Annotated in this window: 28 protein-coding genes and 1 pseudogene; 26 read left to right on the forward strand and 3 right to left on the reverse strand. The window is 39.1% G+C overall.

Annotated features, from left to right (window positions below; translation table 11 throughout):
- The first annotated feature begins 29 nt into the window (after nucleotides 1-29).
- The 14 genes from MHH64_RS03300 (at nucleotide 30) to rpsI (ending at nucleotide 8,583) form a co-directional block, all read left to right on the forward strand.
- Nucleotides 30-674 carry an adenylate kinase gene (locus tag MHH64_RS03300; protein WP_095313521.1) on the forward strand — a complete coding sequence of 215 codons (645 nt, stop codon included), beginning with the start codon at nucleotides 30-32 and terminating at the stop codon, nucleotides 672-674.
- A 168-nt stretch (nucleotides 675-842) separates the two neighbouring features.
- On the forward strand, nucleotides 843-1,181 hold the full coding sequence (locus MHH64_RS03305) for a KOW domain-containing RNA-binding protein (RefSeq protein WP_095313519.1): 339 nt from the start codon (nucleotides 843-845) through the stop codon (nucleotides 1,179-1,181).
- A complete protein-coding gene (infA, locus tag MHH64_RS03310; RefSeq protein ID WP_010095735.1) occupies nucleotides 1,168-1,386 on the forward strand; it encodes a translation initiation factor IF-1 in 219 nt (72 codons plus the stop codon). Before MHH64_RS03305 ends, infA begins: the two co-directional genes overlap by 14 nt.
- Before the next feature lie 31 nt (nucleotides 1,387-1,417).
- Nucleotides 1,418-1,531 (forward strand): 50S ribosomal protein L36, encoded by a 114-nt coding sequence (rpmJ, locus tag MHH64_RS03315; protein ID WP_010095733.1) that lies wholly within the window; start codon nucleotides 1,418-1,420, stop codon nucleotides 1,529-1,531.
- 21 nt (nucleotides 1,532-1,552) lie between these two features.
- Nucleotides 1,553-1,918: a 30S ribosomal protein S13 gene (gene rpsM / locus MHH64_RS03320; protein WP_095313517.1), complete on the forward strand. Its 366-nt coding sequence runs from the start codon at nucleotides 1,553-1,555 to the stop codon at nucleotides 1,916-1,918.
- Nucleotides 1,919-1,939: 21 nt separating this feature from the next.
- Nucleotides 1,940-2,329, forward strand: coding sequence for a 30S ribosomal protein S11 (rpsK, locus tag MHH64_RS03325; protein WP_095313515.1), 390 nt, complete (start codon nucleotides 1,940-1,942; stop codon nucleotides 2,327-2,329).
- A 201-nt stretch (nucleotides 2,330-2,530) separates the two neighbouring features.
- Nucleotides 2,531-3,475 carry a DNA-directed RNA polymerase subunit alpha gene (locus MHH64_RS03330; RefSeq protein WP_095313513.1) on the forward strand — a complete coding sequence of 315 codons (945 nt, stop codon included), beginning with the start codon at nucleotides 2,531-2,533 and terminating at the stop codon, nucleotides 3,473-3,475.
- Between the two features lie 45 nt (nucleotides 3,476-3,520).
- On the forward strand, nucleotides 3,521-3,874 hold the full coding sequence (gene rplQ / locus MHH64_RS03335) for a 50S ribosomal protein L17 (protein WP_095313508.1): 354 nt from the start codon (nucleotides 3,521-3,523) through the stop codon (nucleotides 3,872-3,874).
- 414 nt (nucleotides 3,875-4,288) lie between these two features.
- Nucleotides 4,289-5,128, forward strand: coding sequence for an energy-coupling factor ABC transporter ATP-binding protein (locus tag MHH64_RS03340; protein ID WP_340002665.1), 840 nt, complete (start codon nucleotides 4,289-4,291; stop codon nucleotides 5,126-5,128).
- Nucleotides 5,104-5,973 carry an energy-coupling factor ABC transporter ATP-binding protein gene (locus MHH64_RS03345; RefSeq protein WP_095313505.1) on the forward strand — a complete coding sequence of 290 codons (870 nt, stop codon included), beginning with the start codon at nucleotides 5,104-5,106 and terminating at the stop codon, nucleotides 5,971-5,973. The genes MHH64_RS03340 and MHH64_RS03345 overlap by 25 nt, the downstream gene beginning before the upstream one ends.
- Nucleotides 5,970-6,773, forward strand: a complete 804-nt coding sequence (locus MHH64_RS03350; RefSeq protein WP_118890049.1) for an energy-coupling factor transporter transmembrane protein EcfT — start codon at nucleotides 5,970-5,972, stop codon at nucleotides 6,771-6,773. The genes MHH64_RS03345 and MHH64_RS03350 overlap by 4 nt, the downstream gene beginning before the upstream one ends.
- A 17-nt stretch (nucleotides 6,774-6,790) precedes the next feature.
- Nucleotides 6,791-7,537 carry a tRNA pseudouridine(38-40) synthase TruA gene (gene truA / locus MHH64_RS03355; protein WP_340002666.1) on the forward strand — a complete coding sequence of 249 codons (747 nt, stop codon included), beginning with the start codon at nucleotides 6,791-6,793 and terminating at the stop codon, nucleotides 7,535-7,537.
- 195 nt (nucleotides 7,538-7,732) lie between these two features.
- Nucleotides 7,733-8,170 carry a 50S ribosomal protein L13 gene (gene rplM, locus MHH64_RS03360; protein ID WP_095313500.1) on the forward strand — a complete coding sequence of 146 codons (438 nt, stop codon included), beginning with the start codon at nucleotides 7,733-7,735 and terminating at the stop codon, nucleotides 8,168-8,170.
- A gap of 20 nt (nucleotides 8,171-8,190) precedes the next feature.
- Entirely contained in the window at nucleotides 8,191-8,583 is a 393-nt protein-coding gene (rpsI, locus tag MHH64_RS03365; protein ID WP_095313499.1) for a 30S ribosomal protein S9, read from the forward strand.
- A gap of 101 nt (nucleotides 8,584-8,684) precedes the next feature.
- Here rpsI and MHH64_RS03370 read toward each other — a convergent pair.
- A pseudogene (locus MHH64_RS03370) lies at nucleotides 8,685-8,840 on the reverse strand (site-specific integrase); the annotation flags it as partial.
- 383 nt (nucleotides 8,841-9,223) lie between these two features.
- Here MHH64_RS03370 and MHH64_RS03375 point away from each other — a divergent pair.
- The 3 genes from MHH64_RS03375 to MHH64_RS03385 all read left to right on the forward strand — a co-directional run bounded on the left by MHH64_RS03375 (nucleotide 9,224) and on the right by MHH64_RS03385 (nucleotide 11,875).
- Entirely contained in the window at nucleotides 9,224-10,039 is an 816-nt protein-coding gene (locus tag MHH64_RS03375; protein WP_095313497.1) for a hypothetical protein, read from the forward strand.
- Between the two features lie 181 nt (nucleotides 10,040-10,220).
- Complete coding sequence (locus MHH64_RS03380) at nucleotides 10,221-11,321, forward strand: CamS family sex pheromone protein (protein ID WP_095313496.1); 1,101 nt, start codon at nucleotides 10,221-10,223, stop codon at nucleotides 11,319-11,321.
- 353 nt (nucleotides 11,322-11,674) lie between these two features.
- Nucleotides 11,675-11,875, forward strand: coding sequence for a hypothetical protein (locus MHH64_RS03385; RefSeq protein WP_148617407.1), 201 nt, complete (start codon nucleotides 11,675-11,677; stop codon nucleotides 11,873-11,875).
- A 159-nt stretch (nucleotides 11,876-12,034) separates the two neighbouring features.
- Here MHH64_RS03385 and MHH64_RS03390 read toward each other — a convergent pair whose 3' ends face one another.
- Complete coding sequence (locus tag MHH64_RS03390) at nucleotides 12,035-12,709, reverse strand: DUF421 domain-containing protein (protein WP_095313556.1); 675 nt, start codon at nucleotides 12,707-12,709, stop codon at nucleotides 12,035-12,037.
- Nucleotides 12,710-12,885: 176 nt separating this feature from the next.
- Here MHH64_RS03390 and MHH64_RS03395 point away from each other — a divergent pair, with 176 nt between their 5' ends.
- The 7 genes from MHH64_RS03395 to MHH64_RS03425 all read left to right on the forward strand — a co-directional run bounded on the left by MHH64_RS03395 (nucleotide 12,886) and on the right by MHH64_RS03425 (nucleotide 19,030).
- Nucleotides 12,886-13,320: a helix-turn-helix domain-containing protein gene (locus tag MHH64_RS03395; RefSeq protein ID WP_095313492.1), complete on the forward strand. Its 435-nt coding sequence runs from the start codon at nucleotides 12,886-12,888 to the stop codon at nucleotides 13,318-13,320.
- A complete protein-coding gene (locus MHH64_RS03400; protein ID WP_340002667.1) occupies nucleotides 13,317-14,045 on the forward strand; it encodes an ABC transporter ATP-binding protein in 729 nt (242 codons plus the stop codon). Before MHH64_RS03395 ends, MHH64_RS03400 begins: the two co-directional genes overlap by 4 nt.
- Nucleotides 14,042-14,773 carry an ABC transporter permease gene (locus MHH64_RS03405; protein WP_340002668.1) on the forward strand — a complete coding sequence of 244 codons (732 nt, stop codon included), beginning with the start codon at nucleotides 14,042-14,044 and terminating at the stop codon, nucleotides 14,771-14,773. The genes MHH64_RS03400 and MHH64_RS03405 overlap by 4 nt, the downstream gene beginning before the upstream one ends.
- 316 nt (nucleotides 14,774-15,089) lie before the next feature.
- Complete coding sequence (locus MHH64_RS03410) at nucleotides 15,090-16,154, forward strand: iron-siderophore ABC transporter substrate-binding protein (RefSeq protein ID WP_095313487.1); 1,065 nt, start codon at nucleotides 15,090-15,092, stop codon at nucleotides 16,152-16,154.
- Nucleotides 16,144-17,187, forward strand: coding sequence for an iron ABC transporter permease (locus MHH64_RS03415; RefSeq protein WP_095313485.1), 1,044 nt, complete (start codon nucleotides 16,144-16,146; stop codon nucleotides 17,185-17,187). Before MHH64_RS03410 ends, MHH64_RS03415 begins: the two co-directional genes overlap by 11 nt.
- Complete coding sequence (locus tag MHH64_RS03420) at nucleotides 17,184-18,215, forward strand: iron chelate uptake ABC transporter family permease subunit (RefSeq protein WP_340002669.1); 1,032 nt, start codon at nucleotides 17,184-17,186, stop codon at nucleotides 18,213-18,215. Before MHH64_RS03415 ends, MHH64_RS03420 begins: the two co-directional genes overlap by 4 nt.
- Entirely contained in the window at nucleotides 18,215-19,030 is an 816-nt protein-coding gene (locus MHH64_RS03425) for an ABC transporter ATP-binding protein (protein WP_340002670.1), read from the forward strand. The genes MHH64_RS03420 and MHH64_RS03425 overlap by 1 nt, the downstream gene beginning before the upstream one ends.
- Nucleotides 19,031-19,197: 167 nt before the next feature.
- Here MHH64_RS03425 and MHH64_RS03430 read toward each other — a convergent pair whose 3' ends face one another.
- Nucleotides 19,198-20,133 (reverse strand): aldo/keto reductase, encoded by a 936-nt coding sequence (locus MHH64_RS03430; RefSeq protein WP_095313479.1) that lies wholly within the window; start codon nucleotides 20,131-20,133, stop codon nucleotides 19,198-19,200.
- A 282-nt stretch (nucleotides 20,134-20,415) separates the two neighbouring features.
- Here MHH64_RS03430 and MHH64_RS03435 point away from each other — a divergent pair, with 282 nt between their 5' ends.
- Together MHH64_RS03435 and MHH64_RS03440 are read left to right on the forward strand one after the other, a co-directional pair.
- Nucleotides 20,416-21,114, forward strand: coding sequence for a response regulator transcription factor (locus MHH64_RS03435; protein WP_303449564.1), 699 nt, complete (start codon nucleotides 20,416-20,418; stop codon nucleotides 21,112-21,114).
- Nucleotides 21,114-22,091, forward strand: a complete 978-nt coding sequence (locus tag MHH64_RS03440) for a sensor histidine kinase (RefSeq protein WP_340002671.1) — start codon at nucleotides 21,114-21,116, stop codon at nucleotides 22,089-22,091. Before MHH64_RS03435 ends, MHH64_RS03440 begins: the two co-directional genes overlap by 1 nt.
- Nucleotides 22,092-22,110: the final 19 nt, after the last annotated feature.

The following is a 22,110-nucleotide window of genomic DNA, read 5'->3' on the forward strand; positions in this document are numbered from 1 at the left end:
CTGCTGCCAATGAGAGCGAGGGGAAAATGTTGAATTTAATTTTAATGGGATTACCTGGTGCTGGTAAAGGTACACAGGCAGAGAAAATAAAAGAGAAATATAACATCCCTCATATTTCAACTGGGGATATGTTCCGTTTAGCAATCAAAGAAGGTACTGACCTTGGTTTGAAAGCTAAAGGATTTATGGATCAAGGTGAACTTGTTCCAGATGAAGTAACCATTGGAATTGTAAAAGAACGTTTAAGTAAAGCTGATTGTGAAAATGGTTTTCTTTTGGATGGATTTCCAAGAACAATTGCACAAGCAGAAGCTTTACAAGAACTTCTAACAGAGCTAAACCGAAAAATTAACTACGTATTACATGTAGATGTACCAGAAGAAAAATTGGTAGAGCGTTTAACAGGACGGAGAATTTGTCCTACATGTGGAACAACGTATCATGTTGTATACAACCCACCTAAAGTGGAAGGTGTATGTGACAAAGATGGTTCTACATTAATTCAACGGGAAGACGACCAACCAGAGACAGTTAAGAAACGTTTATCCGTTAATATAAAGCAAACAAAACCGTTACTTGATTTTTATCAAGATAAAGGATATCTTGTGACAGTAGATGGAGATCGAGATATCGATGAGGTCTTCCAAGATATTCAAGCAATTCTTGAGAAATAAGTTATTTATGTAACTTTTAACACAGAATAGATGCAATTCTATTCTTGAAAAGTTATAATATATGACGTAAGTAAACAGGGAATATACATGTATTACTTTATATAAACTGGCACAGGATGATAATAGTTATGCCCTGTCCTGTGGAACTTTTAAACTAAAGCCTAAGTGATGGTGATCGCTGTTGTGCAAAAAAATTCGGGTTCTCTGCTCGGTCAGATGGTTCGTATTAAGCAAGGACGTGAAGCAGGCCAATACGCAATAATCATTGGAGTTTTAGATGATCAGTTTGTCCTGTTAGCTGATGGGGAGAAGCGTAAAACGAATAGACCAAAGAAGAAGAATCTGCATCACGTTGAGATGGTGGATTATATTTCCCCAGAAGTCCAAAACAGCCTTCTAGAAACTGGTCGCGTCACAAATGGGAAATTGCGATTTGCCATAACCACATTTATAGGTAAAGTTGTGACTGATTTAAAGAAGGGAGATCTACACGATGGCGAAAGATGATGTAATTGAAGTAGAAGGTACTGTAACGGAAACATTGCCAAACGCAATGTTTAATGTTGAGCTTGAAAATGGCCATACGGTCTTAGCGCATGTATCTGGTAAAATCCGTATGCACTTCATCCGTATCTTACCGGGTGATAAGGTAACGGTTGAACTTTCTCCGTATGATTTAACCAGAGGACGAATTACGTACCGTTATAAATAAACGAGCTCCGATATAAAAGGAGGTAAAGATGATGAAAGTAAGAGCATCTGTAAAACCAATTTGTGAAAAATGCAAAGTCATCAAACGCAAAGGCAAAGTAATGGTGATTTGCGAAAATCCGAAGCATAAACAAAAACAAGGCTAACAGTAGGAGGTGCAAGTATAGATGGCACGTATTGCAGGTATTGATATTCCACGTGATAAACGTGTAGTAATTTCATTAACGTACATTTATGGAATTGGAAAAGTTACCGCACAGAAAGTCCTCAAAGAAGCAGGCGTTTCTGAAGACACTCGTGTACGTGATTTAACAGAAGACGAGTTAGGAAGAATCCGTCAAACGATTGATGCATACACAACTGAAGGTGACCTTCGTCGTGAAGTTTCCCTTAACATCAAACGTCTAATCGAAATCGGCTCTTATAGAGGTTTACGTCACCGTCGTGGATTACCAGTTCGTGGACAGAAAACGAAAAACAACTCACGCACACGTAAAGGCCCACGTAAGACAATGGCTAACAAGAAAAAGTAATGTAAGGAGGTAAGCTAATCAATGGCACGTAATACTAATACACGTAAACGTCGTGTGAAAAAAAATATTGAAACAGGTATAGCACATATCCGTTCTACATTTAACAATACGATCGTTACCATTACAGACACACGAGGCAATGCTGTTGGCTGGAGCTCTGCAGGTGCATTAGGCTTTAAAGGTTCTAAAAAGTCAACACCATTCGCAGCACAAATGGCTGCTGAAACTGCAGCTAAATCAGCAGTCGAAAACGGCATGAAAACTTTGGAAGTAACAGTAAAAGGACCAGGCGCTGGACGTGAAGCAGCTATTCGTTCACTTCAAGCAGCAGGTCTGGAAGTTACAGCAATCGTGGATGTAACTCCTGTTCCTCACAATGGTTGCCGCCCACCAAAACGTCGTCGTGTTTAATTATACCGTATAGAATTTGTCACCCTGTCTATAATGGGTTATGATAGCTTAAAAATAAAGCAATAATCTAACAGCATCCGAGACAGAATCGTACGAAAGAAATACAGGTAGCGCAGAAACGCCAACTGCCTTAATTGAGGAATTTCGGTTAGACAATCAGTCTAGCCGGGGTTTCGACGTTTTAAAGGAGGGTTTTATTGAATGATCGAAATTGAAAAGCCGAAGATTGAAACGCTTGAAATTAGCGAGGATGCTACATTTGGGAAATTTGTAGTGGAGCCGCTTGAACGTGGATATGGTGCCACTCTTGGAAACTCCTTGCGTCGTATCTTATTATCCTCACTACCAGGTGCTGCTGTTACATCTGTTCAAATCGATGGAGCACTGCATGAGTTTTCAACGATTGATGGTGTTGTTGAGGATGTAACAACAATAATTTTGAATCTAAAAAAACTCGCTCTAAAAATCTATTCTGATGAGACGAAGACATTGGAAATTGATGTTCAAGGTGAGGGGAAAGTTACAGCTGCTGATCTAACTTATGATAGTGATGTAGAAGTAATGAACCCTGATTTGCATATTGCTACGCTAAACAGCAAAGGCAGCTTGCATATGAAGCTAACTGCTGAGCGTGGACGTGGTTATCGCCAAGCTGATGATAATAAAAATGATGAGCAACCAATCGGGGTAATTCCGATTGATTCCATTTTTACACCAGTTTCACGTGTTACGTATCAAGTTGAAAACACACGTGTCGGCCAAGTAGCAAACTATGATAAATTAACATTGGATGTTTCGACTGATGGAAGCATTCGTCCTGAAGAAGCTGTTTCTTTAGGCGCTAAAATTATTTCAGAACACCTTAATATCTTTGTAGGTTTAACAGATGAAGCGCAAAACGCTGAAATTATGGTGGAAAAAGAAGAAGATCAAAAAGAGAAAGTCATGGAAATGACAATCGAAGAACTTGATCTGTCTGTAAGATCTTACAATTGCCTAAAACGTGCTGGTATTAATACTGTTCAGGAGCTTGCTAACAAGTCTGAAGAGGATATGATGAAAGTGCGTAATTTGGGCCGTAAATCTTTGGAAGAAGTAAAAGTTAAATTAGCGGACCTAGGTTTAGGTTTACGCAATGATGACTGATTTATACAGTCACCTTTAGAGTTTCAGAAAAGGGAGGGATAGTCCGTGGCTAGAAAGTTAGGACGTACAACAGACAATCGTATGGCGCTACTTCGTAACCTTGCATCTGATTTAATTATTCATGAGCGGATTGAAACAACAGAAGCAAAAGCGAAAGAGCTTAAATCGATCGTAGATAAAATGATTACACTTGGGAAACGCGGTGATCTTCACGCACGTCGTCAGGCTGCAGCGTTCTTATATAACAAAGAAGCTAATGAAGAAAACAGTGTTCTTCAAAAACTTTTTGATGATGTTGCTGCTCGTTATGAAGACAGACAAGGTGGATACACACGTGTTCTTAAACTGGGTGAACGCCAAGGTGATGGAGCTAAAATGGCAATCATTGAATTGGTTTAATCAAGCAAAATGCGGCAAGGGCAGGACTCAATCTCTCTCGAGGTTAATCCAAGCCCTTTTTTTGTAGAATGAAAGGCGGAGGCGACTGTTCAGAAACGCACGCATAAGCAAGGCACCGAAAAGCGCATGGTTTTGGCGCTTGAAGTGTGAATTGCTTATGACGGGAGTTTCTAGGAGCCATAGCTGGATCTAGAAAGAAAAGTAAAGCGGGCTTGTTCAGAGACGCAGGACATAAGCAGGAGACCGCAGAGCGCATGGTTTTGGCGCTCGGAGTGTCTAATGCTTATGCTCCGTAGTCTCTAGCCCACGCGATACTAGACAGAGAATGCGCCAGGATACTGCACATTTTAAAGTAGACAATACATAATTCAATACATAAAACCAGGGCTATAGCAAGGTAGAGGGGGATTTTAGATGAGAAAAAAGATAATTGAGTTTAGAAATGTATCGTTTAGATATGGAGATGAGGGGCCCTGGGTGTTAAAAAACTGCTCTTTTGAAATCTATGAAAATGAGTGGGTAGCAATTATCGGACACAATGGATCAGGGAAATCGACAATAGCTAAGTTGTTAAACGGTTTGCTGTTTCCTCAAGAAGGAGAAATTATTATTGATGGCGAGGTAGTGAATGAGGAGTCCATCTGGAATATTCGTAAAGAAGTAGGAATGGTTTTTCAGAACCCAGACAACCAATTTGTTGGAGCGACCGTACAGGATGATGTTGCATTTGGAATGGAAAATCGCGGGGTTCCTCGTGAAGAAATGAAAAAGCGGATCATAGACACATTAGCAGCCGTTGGTATGCAGGACTATCGTATAACAGAACCACATCGTCTGTCTGGTGGTCAGAAACAGCGGGTAGCGATTGCAAGTGTATTAGCAATTGCTCCAAAGGTTCTAATTCTAGATGAAGCAACCGCAATGCTTGACCCAAGCGGTCGTCAGGAGATCATGCAAACTGTGGCAAGTATTCAAGGCCGGGAAAAGTTATCATTAATAACCATAACACATGACCTGCAAGAGGTTGCCCAGGCTGATCGAGTTATTGTTATGAATAGTGGTGAAATTTGGAAAGAGCAGACACCTAGAGAGATATTTTCACAAAAAGAAGCTCTAAGAGAAATTGGACTGGATGTTCCGTTTGTCGCTATTCTAGCAGGTGAATTGAAACAAGCAGGAGTAGCTATTTCTACCGAGCCGTTAAATCATAAAGAACTGTTGGAGGACCTATGGACATTACATTCGAGAACGTAACCTATATCTATCAACAAAACACACCCTTTGCACATAAAGCGATTGATGATCTGTCTTTTCAAATAAAATCGGGCTCATATGTTGCTATCATTGGTCACACTGGTTCTGGGAAATCAACATTAATTCAGCATCTCAACGGGCTTGCAATTCCAACAGAGGGTAAAGTATCCATTGGCAGCTATCACTTATCAAAGGAAGAGAAGCCAAAGGATATGAAAGAATTGCGCAGTAAGGTCGGCGTTGTATTCCAATATCCGGAGCATCAATTATTTGAAGAAACCGTTGCAAAAGATATTGCATTTGGTCCACAAAATTTTGGTGTATCAGAAGCAGAGATTCAAAATCGGATTAACGAAATTACCCCTGCAGTTGGACTTGATGAATCACTTCTAGAACGATCTCCCTTTGACCTCAGCGGTGGCCAAATGCGCCGCGTTGCGATTGCTGGAGTGCTCGCCGTGAAGCCTGATGTCCTTGTGCTTGATGAACCAACAGCAGGGCTTGATCCAAGAGGTCAAAAAGAAATTATGGATATGTTTTATAAACTCCATCAGGATCAAGGCTTAACCACTATACTTGTGACGCACAGTATGGAGGATGCTTTAAAATATGCTGACCATGTACTGATTTTAAATAAAGGAACAAAGTATATGGAAGGTTCTCCTGAGGAAGTTTTCAGCCAAAAGGAAGCACTTCAGCGTGTACAACTCGATGTCCCGGAAATAGTTCAATTCTTGGATGAATTCCAAGAGAGATTTGGTACGTCAATTCCATTTAAAAAGCAATCGGTAAAAGAACTTGCAGAAGCGATTCAGCAGCAAATCAAGGGGGCTGAATCAACATGAATAACACCTTAATTATTGGACAATATGTGCCAGGGGATTCAATCGTACACAGACTTGATCCGAGAACAAAGATAACCATCATTTTCTTTTTTGTCTTTATCGTATTTTTTGCAAATAATGTAGCGGGATATAGCTTGCTAACCGTCTTTGCCCTAACGTGTATGCTTACCTCAAAGGTGCCAATACGGTTTATTATAAAAGGCCTAACACCGGTTTGGTTTTTAATTGTGTTTACCTTTATTTTGCACTTATTTGTTACGAAGGAAGGAACAGTCATACTCGACTTCTGGATTTTTGAATTTTATTCTGGTGGCGTGGTTCAAGGGTTTGCGATTTCAATTCGGTTCTTCTTGCTTATTCTTGTTACATCGTTATTAACACTCACAACAACACCGATTGAAATAACCGACGCTATTGAGGATATGCTGCACCCATTGAAACGATTTAAGTTTCCTGTTCATGAATTAGCATTAATGATGTCTATTTCCTTACGATTTATTCCAACGTTGATGCAAGAGACAGACAAGATTTCCAAGGCACAGGCATCTCGTGGCGTTGATTTCCGCACAGGGCCGATTAGAGAACGAATTAAAGCGATTGTCCCACTCCTTGTGCCGCTTTTTGTTAGTGCATTTAAGCGAGCAGAAGAGCTGGCAATGGCTATGGAAGCTCGTGGATATCAGGGTGGGGAAGGTCGAAGCAAGCTTCGGGAATTAAAAATTGAAAAACGTGATATTTTTGTTCTTATTTTATTTATTCTCGTAGTGGCGGGTTTAATCCTCGCACGTATGTATGGGTAAGGAAAGGCTGGAAGGCGATGCCAAGGTTAAAATGTAAGATTAAATATGATGGCTCCCGATTTTCAGGGTTTCAGAGACAACCCCAAAATCGGACCATACAGGGGTCTATTGAGGGCGTTTTGAAAAAGATGCATAAAGGGTTGGAAATCCATCTGCAAGCGTCAGGACGCACTGATACGGGTGTACATGCCATTGGTCAGGTAATTCACTTTGATTCACCATACACCATACCAGAGGAAAACTGGAAACGAGCAATGAATACACTGCTCCCCGATGATATATACATCGATGAGGTGGAAGAGGTCTCTGAAGACTTTCACGCAAGGTATAGTGCAAAGGAGAAGGAGTATCACTACTTCGTTTGGAATGCAGAAGAACCGAATGTTTTTAAACGAAATTATTCCTACAATTTTCCGTATGCATTAGACATGGAAAAAATGCAGGAAGGCTGTACCTACTTAATTGGCACACATGATTTCACAACCTTCTCATCAGCAAAATCGACAGCAAAGGGCAGTAAAATTCGTACACTTTACCAGGCTTCATGTCAAAAAAATGGTGATGAGATCGAGTTTGTTTTCAAAGGGAGCGGTTTCCTGTATAACATGGTACGCATTATGGTTAGTGTGTTATTAGATATTGGACAAGGAAAGCGAGAACCTAGCGATATTATTGTTTTACTAGAGAAAAAGAACCGTCAGCTAGTAGGAAAGACAATATCCCCACAAGGGCTCTATTTGTGGAATGTAACCTATGAAAAATAATATGTTGATTATCGTTTCTTTTTGCAAAATAAATTGCAAGTTAACTTGACAAATCTGTGTGATTTGGTATATTATGATTTATGGCATTTTATTTCTAAACCATGATTAGCCCCGGAATCTAATTATGTTAAGAATATAAAAATCGAATTAAAATTAAATCAAATAAAATGATTAAATATATGGAGGGAACTTATCATGCGCACAACTTTCATGGCGAATGAATCTAATATTGAACGCAAATGGCTCGTTGTGGATGCGGAAGGCCAACGTCTTGGTCGTCTGTCAAGTGAAGTTGCTGCAATCCTTCGCGGAAAGCATAAACCAACTTACACACCACATGCAGATACTGGTGACAATGTTATCATTATCAATGCAGAGAAAATCGAATTAACTGGAAACAAAATCAATGACAAAATGTACTACCGTCACTCAAACCACCCAGGTGGATTAAAAGAGCGCAACGCTGACGAAATGCGTACAAAATACCCTGAGCAAATGCTAGAGCTTGCTATCAAAGGGATGTTACCAAAAGGGCCATTAGGTCGTAAAATGGCTAAAAAATTGCACGTATTCAAAGGTGCAGAGCATAATCATCAAGCACAAAAACCAGAAGTTTATGAGCTTCGTGGGTAATTAAAAGGGAGGTAAAACAATTGGCACAAGTACAATACTATGGAACAGGTCGTCGTAAAAAATCAACTGCCCGTGTACGTTTAGTACCAGGTACAGGTAATGTTACAATCAATGGTCGTGATGCAAAAGACTATTTCCCATATGAAACACAACTTTTGATTCTTAACCAGCCATTGGCTGCAACAGAAACTCAAGGAACATATGACGTTTTAGTAAACGTTCATGGTGGAGGATTCACTGGTCAAGCTGGTGCTATCCGTCATGGTATCGCTCGCGCACTATTAGAAGCAGATCCAGAATACCGTTCAACTCTAAAACGCGAAGGTTACCTAACTCGTGACGCTCGTATGAAAGAACGTAAGAAATACGGTCTTAAAGGCGCACGTCGTGCACCTCAGTTCTCAAAACGTTAATAAACCTTATATACCAAGGGTTTTCCCTCTTTGCTTTTATGAAGCAGAGAGGGTTTTTTATATTCTAATTTAGAATTGAATACCCCTTAAATACCCCGAGCTTAAAACGTCATGTACTCCTGGAACATCTCTGCTGTTTTCTCCTTCGCTTCATCGGTAACATGCGTGTAAATATCCATCGTGGTTTTAATATCGGTATGACTGAGCCGGAATTGGACATCTTTGATAGAAGCACCGGCTGCAAACAACAAACTGGCTTTAAAACGAATCAAAATAAAGAAAACCGGCACGAAATGTACGGTGCGAGTGAGGTTATCCTACAAGGAGAAAAGGAAATAATAAATGTTTCAGATGAACCCCCTAAATCAAAAAAGAAATGTTGGATGCATTAGGGCTCCGGTGGTAAATAGTATGAACCTTCAAATAGGAGGTTTATTTTTTTTAACACTTCTTAACAGTTCAGTTCGAGTAATGAAACCAATATAAATAGTTATTTAGATGCTTTCATCTACATTAGAATTCTTTCAAAGTGTAATGCAAGGCCAAATTAAGTATTTTTAAAATTTCTAATATGAGGTAAAATAATAATCATAATGTAGTAAGGTAAAGAGGACAGGAAATACCTTTTAGGGGGAATTAGTTGAATAGGGACAACGAAATAGCAAAGCCGGATAATGAACCTGCTGCAAAAGCAAAGAGAAAAGGCATTATCATCAGTTTATTTATGATATTAATTGTAGGGTGGGCATTGCGATATATGTATCTCGAATATGAGATTTATATAGCAAAGGAAAAGGTGGGTAATTTATTTGAGGTGGTAGACGAAGATGAGGAAAAACCCAGCAAGATAAAAGCCTCAACAAATCAGGCGCTAATTAATGATGCACAGAAAGCGGTCAATAACATTAATACAAATGGCGAAGAAGAGGGTAGAAACGAGGGGGTTGTTTTTGCACTACAATCCGCTTTGGTAGTTGCCCAGGCGCAACTAATGAAGCGAGAAGGTGAGATTGAGTCAACGACATTCCCTGCCCCAGACCCCGAAGAGCAGCAACAATTGGTAGATTATCAACCGAATGTAGATGATGTTGTATCAACTTATGACGATGTGGAAAACAGAGATATACTTGAAGAGTTTATCGAAATCGCTGGAGAAAACGGAAAAAATGATGAAAGTGAGATCAGAATAGTAAAAAATGAAGGGAAAAACGGGGTGATTATTTACGATTTAAAATCAAGATATGATAAAAATGCCGACCAAGGATGGATTGATGTTACTCCAGATTTGAGTCACTATAATCCCCCGGAAGATTACGTACAAGAGATTTTCAATAATGCGTCTCAACAATGTGGATATATGTCAAAAGATGAAACGCAGGGGTTTTATAAATTGTATGAATGCAGAACTCATTGGGAATATCATCTTCTTCCTATTGATAAGAGCAAACTACCTTAGCGATTCTTTAGGGAATAATGATTCTTCCTAACTATAAATCTCCTTTGAATTCGGGTATAATAGATTATGTTGATTTATCCCACTAATTGGCAAATTAGGTAAATTATAAAAATAAACACATCTTAACAAAATCTAATGAACACCATCTAAAGAAAGTTTTAGAAAACCAGGGAGTGTTACGATGAAAAGAACAATGATATGGTTTTTAGGCACACTACTGATCTTAGCGAGCTGTGCGCCAAATATGGAGGAAGAAACATCACAAAAAACGGATAACGAACAGGAAGTATCAGTTCTAAGTAGTCAATCATCTAAAGAAACATACAGAATGATTGCTCCATATAAAACGAATGTGGCAAGGGGATTAATTACAAACCAGATCTCGAATCGTGTAGATATAGACGAAATAGAGGAAGGGCTGAAACATCACTCACAAGATGTATTTGATCCAAGTGAACTGTACTTTCAAGAGGGGCAATATTTAACGGAAGATATTATACTAAGTTGGATCACTGATTTAAATCCGGCCAGGGAAGATGACTGGGATGTAGAAACACATAGAAAAAACCCCCGTATTTTTTCACATGTTTTAGAACATAATTATTTAAGACAAGTTGGTGACAAAGAGGTTGAATTGGCGGGAATCTCTATTGGGATTGCATTAAAGTCTGTCTATCATTTTCGAGTTCCTGTGAATGGTGATCCCTATAGTGAAGAGATTGAAATGAACGCCATGCTAGAAAAAGGGTATGAAGTAGCTCAAGTAGTATTGGAGAACATGAGGGAAACGGAAGGACTTTCTGACATACCCATAATGATTACCCTATATCGTGAGGAAGACCCATACTCTCCCGTACCTGGAAACTTTGCAGCCAAAACGAGCGTACCTGGTGGTAGTAATTCAATTGAGGATTGGGAGACCATTAATGAAGAACATATCCTTTTTCCTTCTTCTGAAGGGGAAAAAAAATATCCGGAAGAACATGAGATTTTGAAGCATTTCGGGAATGAAATCGCACAATATTTTCCGAATTATGTAGGAATAGTTGGGGATGGTTTCTATGTTGATGAAGAATTACAATCGTTAAACATTGAGATTCCAATTGAAACCAGTGGAAAAACGGAGCTAATTGGTTTTATGCAGTATGCATATGGTCTAGTACAGGACGTGTATGAAAATTATTACGAACTGGAAATTAATATAACTTCAGGTGGTAAGGTAGTGGGTTTGATTTATCGAGAAGCTGGTGGAGACTCTCCTGAAGTACACGTTATTCATTAGACCATAACTTATCTTTTTTTATAAATTCAACAAATAATGTTGCTTATCTGGTAGCACTCCTCTTTTGAATAATAAGGGAAGCGAAGAAGAAATGTACGGTATATTTATAGCAATTGCAGGGCAGTTTTAGTTTGTCTAAATTCATAGATGGTAATTTACTCAGGAACCTTAAAAAAATAACAGTTGTTGCACAAACCTATTGAGTTAATTCAACAAAAGTATCATTTTACTAAAACGCTATCCTTTACGATAGTGGATGTCATCAAAGTGCATACTTATCTTAAATTCTACTTTCTATATAATGAGGGTATCCCAGGAAATCGGGACACTTGGTACAGGCATGTGGAACCGGATTGGTTCCTATTATATTGGATGAGGATAAAATATTTTTTACACTACCCGAAGCTCAAATAACATCAATTGATCATCATGAAGATATAAAAGAACTTGCAGATGCTCTAGGTGTATCTTCAGATAACGTACAGAACCAAGGCTTTCTCAAAAAAATCAAGTATATCCTTATTTTTATATCAAGCAATACAAAACAATATTAACGTTGTGCACCTAAGTTCTCAAAATGAATAATTAAAACAGTTATATATCAACATTTACAGGCTATCTCATTTATGAGGAGACAGCCTGTTTTTTAAAACAGAGTGTATGAATAAAACTTTGGGAGAGCCACTATCCAGGTTATTTTGGGACAGTTCCGTCTAATAAGTTTGCACAAAAATTCCGTCGTCTTCTAGCCATTCAGCTATAAAAACACTTTTATAATCTGCCACATTTTTCGATAAGAGCTGTGACTTTAACCAGTCTTCATCAAACCCGAGATCATTAACTTCATCCCATAATACTTTACTATCGCGAATGAGCGTAACAGGAGCATAAACAGGTTTAACGGGTAAATTGAAATCCTCTACTGTTGTTTTCTGGTATGGTGTTTTCTTTAAAATGCTTATTGATCCGTTCGCCTCCAAGTAACAAAAGGCAACTTCCCGAATAGAAAATGTTTCGCTTTGGCGAAGTAAGCTTTGCAGTTGATTGATATTCATTCGATGTTTTTTCAGTGCCTCTCTGTCGACAATACCATTTTTTATAAGAGCAGCAGGTTTTCCCTCAAAAAGACCACGGAAAAATAAAAGCTTCTGACCCAAAAATTCAACAATAATTAATAAAAATCCCCATAAGCACATGGAATAGAAAATATAAAAAGCTCCAATTTTATCTTCATATACAGCGTTTCCAAGTAATTCTCCCAAAATGATAGAGGCAATAAAAGTAAACGGTGATATTTGATTAATGATTTTCCTTCCAACAATCTTAACAATAATAAACAACAAGAAAAACCCGAGGATAAGTTCGAAAGTTAGCTTAATAATCATTATAATTCCCCAATCTATTCCCATTCTAGTAAATCATTTTATTTATTGCCACTTAGCATAAAATTATTACATATCCTCAAGAATGATTTACAGGTAACAATTCATAACATTAATGTTACACCATGTTGATAGACGGTCAATTCAATACATAGCATACTAAGGGAGGAGGTGTGAAATGTATGATAAATATGAATTTGAAACGACTCAGGCAACAGTATCAATATACACAGGAAGATTTAGCAGAAAAGTTAGGCGTCTCCCGCCAAGTAGTTGCCAAATGGGAAAAGGGGGAGTCGACACCTGATTTGTATTTCTGTATCAAACTAGCGGAACTATACGATGTTACGATTGATAATTTGGTGAACTATGATGAAGAGAAATCCGGTGTATCTGTACCGCCGAAAGGGAAGCATTACTTTGGTGCAACGACAGTTGGAGAACGTGGGCAAATTGTTATCCCGAAAAAAGCGCGAGAACTTTTTCATATTGAAGCAGGTAATACTCTTCTTATTGTTGGTGATGAAGAACGAGGACTTGCGATTGTCCCACAAAATTATATGCAAGGATTTTTCCCGCAAAATGTCCTCCTTAATAAAAAGGAGGAATATGAATGATTGCAATTGAAACAAGAAATATAACGAAACAATATGGTAATAAAAAGTCTATAAATGACGTGTCACTGACAATTAAAAAAGGCGAATTATTTTCACTGCTTGGTGTCAATGGCGCTGGAAAATCAACACTTATCAAAATGCTATCTTGTCTTGTTAAGCCAACTGGCGGCAAAGCCTCTATTTTCGGGTATGATGTGACGAAAGAGCCAGAACAAGTGAAAAATGTTATTTCTGTCTCCCCGCAAGAAACAGCGATTGCACCGAATTTAACGGTATATGAAAATTTAGAGCTAATGACAGGAATACATGGTTTTTCAAAAAGGGACCGTGAACAAAGAGTGAGAGAAATAATGGATACCTTTTCGCTTATGCCCTTCCAAAGGCAACGAAGCAAGACATTATCAGGAGGATGGAAGCGTCGTTTAAGTATCGCGATGGCTTTAATTACTGAGCCAGATATTTTATTTCTAGACGAACCAACTCTTGGGCTTGATATTTTAGCAAGGCGTGAACTCTGGAAAGTTATTAAAGGGTTAAAAGGCAATGTTACAATTATATTAACGACACACTATTTAGAGGAAGCGGAAAGTTTATCAGATCGTATTTGTATTTTAAAGCAAGGTGAAGTGAAAGCGCTTGGTACAGCAGAGGAATTAATCGTCAAAACATCCACGCTATCTTTTGAGGATGCCTTTGTTGCTTTAGTAGAAGGGGTGTCGATATGAAAATGATGATGTTTGGCTTCCGCACAACGAAAGAAATCATACGTGATCCTTTATCCATGTTCTTTGGCTTAGCGTTTCCGATTATTCTATTATTATTACTAACATTCATTAACCAGAATATTCCGAACGATTTGTTCCATATTAGCAGTTTGGCGCCTGGTATAGTAGTCTTTGGCTTGTCGTTTATGACTTTATTTTCAGCACAAATGATTGCAAAAGACCGAGTTAGTGAATTATTAGCACGTTTGTTTACGACTCCAATGAAAGCATATGATTTTATACTCGGCTATACGCTGCCCCTAATTCCGATGTCGTTGGTGCAGGCAATGATTTGTTATGGCGTGTCAATCATGTTAGGAATGGATTTTACATTAAATGTTTTATTAGCGATTATTACTGTTTTACCAGTAGCGATTCTATTTATAGGGATAGGACTTTTATGTGGCAGTATTTTCAATGAAAAGGCGGTAGCAGGTATTTGCGGGGCATTGCTAACGAATTTAACAGCTTGGCTCTCAGGAATATGGTTTAGTTTAGAATTAGTTGGCGGTTGGTTTGAAAAAATCGCGTATGCTCTTCCATTTGTGCATGCTGTTGATATGGGGAAAGCAGTGTTTAGTGGAGATTATGCAAACATCTTTCCTCATATATGGTGGGTAGTAGGTTATGGTTTAGTGATTACCGTGTTAGCAATTTATATCTTTCAATGGAAAATGAAAAACAGATAAAGTGATGCAAAAGGTAAACATTTAGCATCAAAACGTTTCAAAGGCTCTTTTCATTTATGTAAAAAAGGGTCTTTTTTGTGTTTTTAACGGAGAAAATCATAATTAGACAACGACATGATTTTCTATTGTTGAATAAATCGCTATAGGAAAAATGGAGCTATATCTATATTATAAACTCGTGGCTTTTCTAAGCTTACCTGCCAACAAATAAAGTATAGGAAATGAATCTAGAATTAAAAAAATTCTTGACAATCTATTAAAGTTAGCATAAATTTGATAATGATAATCATTATCAACATAATGGGGGGTATGTCAAATGAATACATATCGAAAAAGTTTAATTAGCGCATTACTATTTTTAATAGTGTTTATGATTGCTTTAGTTGGCTGTTCACAAAAATCAGATACAGCACCTGCACCGGCTGATGATAATGACGCATCAGAATCCGCGTCTGCAGAATCTGAATATCCAATTGTTATCGAGCATGCTTTCGGCGAAACGGAAGTAACTAGCAAGCCTGAACGTGTAGTTACGGTTCAATGGGGCAATCATGATGTTGCACTTGCTCTGGATGTTGTACCTGTAGGCTTCTCTGCAGCAAATTTTGGCGTTCAGGATGATAGTGGTCTTTTGCCTTGGACAGCTGAAAAGCTTGATGAGCTTGGTGCAAAAGATCCAAATGTCTTCCAAGATACAGACGGTCTTGACTTTGAGGCCATTTCAGATGCAGACCCAGACGTCATTTTGGCAGCATACTCTGGTATAACACAGGAGGATTACGACCTTCTCAGTCAAATTGCTCCAGTCGTAGCATTTCCGACAGCTGCTTGGGCAACTACATGGCGTGAGCAAGTTAGTTTAAATGCAGCGGGAATGGGCATGAAGGAAGAAGGCGAACAGCTTATTAAAGACATCGAAGACATGGTAAACGAGAAATTGACGGAATATCCGCAGATTGAAGGCAAGAAGGTTGTTTGGGTTAACTTCTCGGCTGACGATATGTCTAAATTGCATATTTACACTCCGATAGACTCTCGAGTCTCTTTCCTGCATGAGCTTGGGATGGATTATCCTGATAGTATTACGGAACAAATTACGGACCCTAACAGCTACTCGCTGAATTTAAGTGCTGAGAATGCTGCGGATCTTTACGATGCTGATCTAATTATTGGTTATGGTAATGATGAATTACTACAAACTCTTCAAGCAGATCCATTGCTTGGAAAAATCCCTGCAATCGAGAGAGGTTCTGTTGCGTTCATTGAAAGTGATACACCTTTAGTAGCTGCTGGAACTCCGAATCCACTTTCGATTACGTACACGATTGATGAATACCTGGAATTAATAGGAGGAGCTATTGACAAGATAGATGAAAAGTAGTTCAGCAGTTTCAAAGATGCATGAAGTCAATTCACATATACCGAAAAATTTCATGGTAGTTTTAGTAATTGGTTTTGTCTTGCTCGGGTTGAGTGTGTTTCTCTCCTTATCACTAGGCTCTCGAATGGTAGGCTTACAGGAAGTACTGGACGGCTTATTCCGTCAAGATATAGACTCTTATGAAGCAAATGTTGTCCGTAAAAGGATATCACGTACCGTTTTCAGTTTGTTTTGCGGAGCGGCACTCGGAGTTTCGGGAGCGCTTATGCAGGCGGTCACTCGCAACCCGATTGCCGACCCAAGTATATTGGGAGTGAACACGGGAGCATCCCTATTTGTTGTTTTTGGAATAGCATTTTTGAATATAAGCAGTGCACATCAATATATATGGCTAGCGTTGGCTGGTGCTGCAATTACTTCGGTTTTCGTATTCGGAATCGGTTCTCTTGGGCGTAGTGGGGCCACGCCGATCAAACTTGTTCTTGCGGGGGCTGCCACAACTGCAGCCCTTTCCTCTTTGGTTGTCGCAATCATGATTCCACGTTCTCATGTTATGGATCAGTTTAGATTTTGGCAGGTTGGAAGCGTCGGTTCGGCAACTTGGGATGGTATTGCTACCTTCATTCCCTTTTTGCTAATCGGAATACTGATAGCTATTCTGTCTGCACCAGCACTAAACGCATTGGCATTAGGGGACGCTATTGCGACTGGACTAGGTGTCCGGATCGGAATATTAAGGCTTGTTGCAGCTCTTGGGGCTGTTCTTTTATGTGGTGCAGCTACAGCGTTGGCGGGTCCAATTGGCTTTGTGGGACTTTTATCTACTCATGTTATGCGCCTTGTACTTGGTCCCGATCTGCGTTTTGTTATTCCGATGTCGGCAATTTCAGGTGCAGTCATATTGACGATTTCTGATGTGAGCGGCAGGGTAATCGGGAGTCCTGGCGAGCTTGAAGTCGGCGTGGTTACAGCATTTATTGGGGCTCCATTACTAATTATATTAGCTATGAGATCGAAAGTGAGTTCGTTATGAAAAATGAAACTATTGCGTTTATTATGGCGGGAAGGCGTCAAAGGCACCGCCGATGGATACTGGTTACCAGCTTTCTAGTTGTTCTTGCATGCATTCTTTGCGGTGCGATGCTTCTATTAGGAAATACGATTCACCCAGTGAAAGATGTAATCCGAGCACTTTTGGGAGAGCAGATTCAAGGTGTCTCATTTGCAGTTAATACGATACGTCTGCCGAGAATGCTAGCAGGTGTTTTTGCTGGTTTTGCATTCGGTGTTGCGGGTGACATTTTCCAAACGATGTTGCGTAATCCACTTGCAAATCCGAATGTAATTGGTATTACCACAGGATCCAGTGCAGCGGCTGTTTTTTGTATTGTTATTTTGCATGCAAGTGGTGCTGTCGTTTCAATTGCTTCCGTGATTGCCGGTCTTGCTACAGTAACATTCATCTATATTTTATCCAGAGGAAGGTCCTTTTCCATCGGACGATTAATCCTGATTGGAATAGGCGTCCAAGCAATGCTTAATGCGCTGATATCCTATCTTTTGCTAGTTGGTGCGGAGCAAGATATACCAGCGGCGCTCAGATGGCTCAGTGGTAGTCTGAATGGCTCTCAAATGCATGAACTGCCACCGCTTATCCTATCGGTTTTTATCTTTGCGCCTATCGTTATCATGCTAGCGAAGCAGCTTAGTATATTAGAACTCGGAGAACAGTCGGCAACTTCTCTTGGGGTAAATACCGACAGGACAAGAATGTTGCTGATTTTGAGTTCCGTCTGTATGATTTCCCTTGCGACTTCTACTACTGGACCAATAGCCTTTGTATCTTTTCTTTCAGGTCCAATCGCAAAGAGGCTGGTCGGTGTTGGGTTCTCAAATGTAATTCCAGCAGGCCTTGTTGGTATTAATTTGGTTTTGGCAGCAGATCTAATCGGGCAGTTTGCTTTTGTGGTCAGATATCCTGTAGGCATCATAACGGGAATAATCGGAGCACCGTATTTGATTTACTTGCTAATCCGAATGAATCGAAAGGGGGAATTATAATGAAACAGACACATCTTTTCGAAGCTGAGCAATTAGTAGCAGGCTATGATAATAAAACGGTTATCCAAGAGGTAAGCCTTACGATTCCCAGTAATAAAATAAGCGTTATTATTGGAGCGAATGCTTCTGGAAAATCAACACTTCTTAAAACATTAGCACGGCTTATAAAACCGATATCTGGAAAAATCAATCTGGATGGGAAATCAATTACCAAAATACCGCCAAAACAGTTGGCGCGGGTTTTAGGGCTGCTGCCACAATCGCCCATTGTGCCAGAAGGAATCTCTGTCGCAGATTTAGTAGGAAGGGGAAGATTCCCGCATCAATCCATGCTTAGCGGATGGACAAAGAAAGACTATGAGGCAGTTGCTGAAGCGATGAGAATTATGGATATAACAAAGCTTGCCAATCATAATATTGACGAGCTGTCAGGTGGCCAAAGACAGCGTGTCTGGATTGCAATGGCGCTAGCGCAACAGACAGATATTCTATTTCTCGATGAACCGACAACCTTTTTAGATATTACATACCAGGTTGAAATTCTTGATATGCTTACAGACCTTAATCAAAAGATGGGAACTACAATTGTAATGGTTCTGCATGATATCAACTTGTCTGCCCGTTATGCGGACAATATATTTGCTATTCATAATGGAAAACTTGTTGCTGAGGGGGAGCCATCAAATGTCATTACAAGCTCTTTAGTGAAGGACGTCTTTGGTCTTGATTGCATTGTGGTAGAGGATCCGATTTCAGGTTCCCCTTCTGTGGTGCCGATAGGACGACATCATGTTAACAATGCGTATACGCCTTGAAGACATGTATAAAGCAGTGGATATCTTTTTATATCCACTGCTTTATATTAGCTACTTAAATAGCTATCCTGGGTTTTCCATCATTAAAAGTTTATTTTTTGTAATTCTTTCGGTTTCAATACACCTATATCTTTAATCAAGATGTGTAGCATAACTAAATTTGACCACTACGATTTAAAAATCCGATCAATCGTTTCAATTTCCTCATTTGTTAATGTAACATCAAGTGTTTTTAAATTGCTTTGCACCTGATCAGGGTTTTTTGCCCCAGGAATAATGACATCAATGGCACCTCTTGTTAAATACCAAGCAAGCACAATATTTGCAACATCTGTATCTTTTCCATTTGCAATGTTTCGAATCTGTTCTACCTTTTCAAGATTGTTTTTAAATGTCTCTCCCTGGAAATATGGAAGTCCTGCGCGTAAATCATCAAATTTCGAGTCTTTATTGTATTTCCCCGCTAATAAGCCAGCTACAAGCGGGAAAAACTGCACAAAGGAGATGTTTTGTTCCAACGCGTAAGGCAATAATTCTTTTTCTGCCTCACGATTTAGCAAACTGTATTCTCCCTGGTATACATCGACATAGCCATCTTTATTGGCCTCTTTTAATTGATCCATTGAAAAATTCGATAGGCCAATTGCTCTTATTTTCCCTTCATCCTTCAATGCTTTTAATGCGCCAACTGCTTCATCTTTAGGTGTATTCTCATCTGGATAGTGAATATATAATAAATCAATATAATCGGTTTTCAATCGTTTTAGGCTTTTTTCAACCTCTTCTTTTAAGAAAGCAGGAGAATTATCATGGCTCATTTCATTTCCATTGAAAATTGGAGAAACCTTTGTTGCAATGACTAGGTCAGAGCGCTTTCCTGTTTCTTGCACGACTTCACCGATCAATTCTTCTGAGTAACCGGGACCATATAGATAGGCGGTATCAATAAAGTCTACTCCATTGTTAATTGCAAAACGAACCGTATCCTTACCCTGTTCATTATTCAAATTAGGGAAAAGGTTATGTCCACCAATCTTATTTGTCCCAATACCAACCGGATTTACATATAAATCTGTCTTGCCAATTTGCACTTTCTCTGTCATAGGGAGCACTCCTTTTACAGTTTTATATATTTTAAATAACCTCCTATTGGAGATTAAATAATTAATGCCGTGTTGAAATGGTAAATTCTAAATTACGCATAAATTTAAAAATCTTCTTCTCTAAGGAAGTATATATCAGCTGTGTTTCTTGGGCAATAAATCTGCTTTTTTATTTCATCGTAAAATAATAAGTGTTAGTTCCTTAAAAAAGGCATGGTATATAGGTTATACTGAAAGCAATTAGATAAGAAATAACAGTAAAACTTAAAAGGACGGTTTCCGATGGCGAAGATTTTAATTATAGAAGATGACCCAAAGATCGCATTACTTCTGCAAAATCACCTTGAAAAGTATGGATATAAAGCGGTTATAACGGAACAGTTTGATGCGGTAACCGAAGTGTTTAAACTGGTGCTGCCAGATCTTGTTTTATTAGATATTAATTTGCCGAGCTTTGATGGGTTCTATTGGTGTCGCCAGATTAGACAAATTTCAACTTGTCCGATTTTATTTATTTCGGCACGATCTGGAGAAATGGATCAGGTAATGGCATTAGAGAATGGCGGCGATGATTTTATCACGAAGCCATTTGCTTATGAAGTGGTCACGGCAAAAATTCGCAGCAGTCTGCGCCGGGCATATGGAGCGTATGCCCCCAAGGTAAAGGAACGGGTAGTTGAATTGAATGGTTTGACACTTTATGTGGAACGAATGGAACTAGGCAAGGATAAAGGACTTGTTTCGCTTACAAAGAAAGAGGCTGTTCTGCTTGAGGTGCTAATGAAGCGTTCGCCGCGGGTGGTTGCAAGAGAAGTGCTATTGGAAAAATTGTGGGATGATCAATCATTTGTCGATGAAAATACGCTTAATGTTAATGTAACGAGAGTTCGTAAAAAGCTGCAGGATTTGAGTATAGAAGATGCTATTGAAACAATTCGAGGTGCAGGCTATCGACTCGTGCCGAATTGGGAGACTTCCTAATGGTAAGGTTATTTTTACGTGACCAGTTCCCTCTTATTCTAATCAATTTTATTCAGCTGCTGCTCGTTCTGTTTGTTGTTTGGATGAGTGGCTTCCAGCAATTTTCCTTGTTGATCTATGCCTTATTTCTCGGAATTTTTCTTTTGACCATTTATTTAGTTTTCCGTTATATAACCCACCGCAGGTTTTACCACCGATTAACAAGGCAAATTAGCAGTCTGGATGAGGTTTTTGAATCATTGGATACTGCTCCTGTTTCAGCAGCTCTCAGTGATTTGCTCAAAGCGCAGCATCGACTCTACGTAAATGATATGCAGCAACAAGAGAAAAAGCGAAAAGACCATTTAACCTTTATTAATCAGTGGGTCCACCAAATGAAGACGCCATTGTCTGTCGTGGAATTGATCATTCAGGATCGTGATGATGAGCAAATGATGAGTATCCAAGAGGAAACGGATAAATTAGAAAAGGGACTTGAGATGGTTTTATATGTCGCGAGATTGGACGCTTTTGAACAAGATTTCCATGTACAGCCCGTATCACTGAAAGCTGCAGTTGACGAAGCGATCCAGGATAATAAACGTCTTTTCATTAAGAATCAGGTTTATCCGGATGTACAAGTTTCTCCCGCAATGGTTGAATCGGACGAAAAATGGCTGGAATTTATCTTTAATCAGGTTATAACCAATGGTATTAAATACTCTAGTGGAATTGGGAAGAAGATATCGATATACGACCAAAAAACGGAAAACGGAATAGATTTAGTGATTCAAGACATGGGTGTTGGAATTCCGATGACTGATTTAAAGCGTGTATTTGACCCATTTTTTACAGGTGAAAATGGTCGCGTTTACCGGGAGTCTACAGGTATGGGGCTATATCTTGTAAAAGAAGTTTGTGAAAAGCTGGGACATGAGGTTCACATAGAATCCGCGCAGGGAGAAGGCACACTGGTTAAGGTAAGTTTCATTTCTTAAATCAAAAAACAAAACCTTA

The organism is Oceanobacillus sp. FSL K6-0127 (assembly GCF_037983385.1).
Taxonomy (GTDB): Bacteria; Bacillota; Bacilli; order Bacillales; family Amphibacillaceae; genus Oceanobacillus; species Oceanobacillus profundus.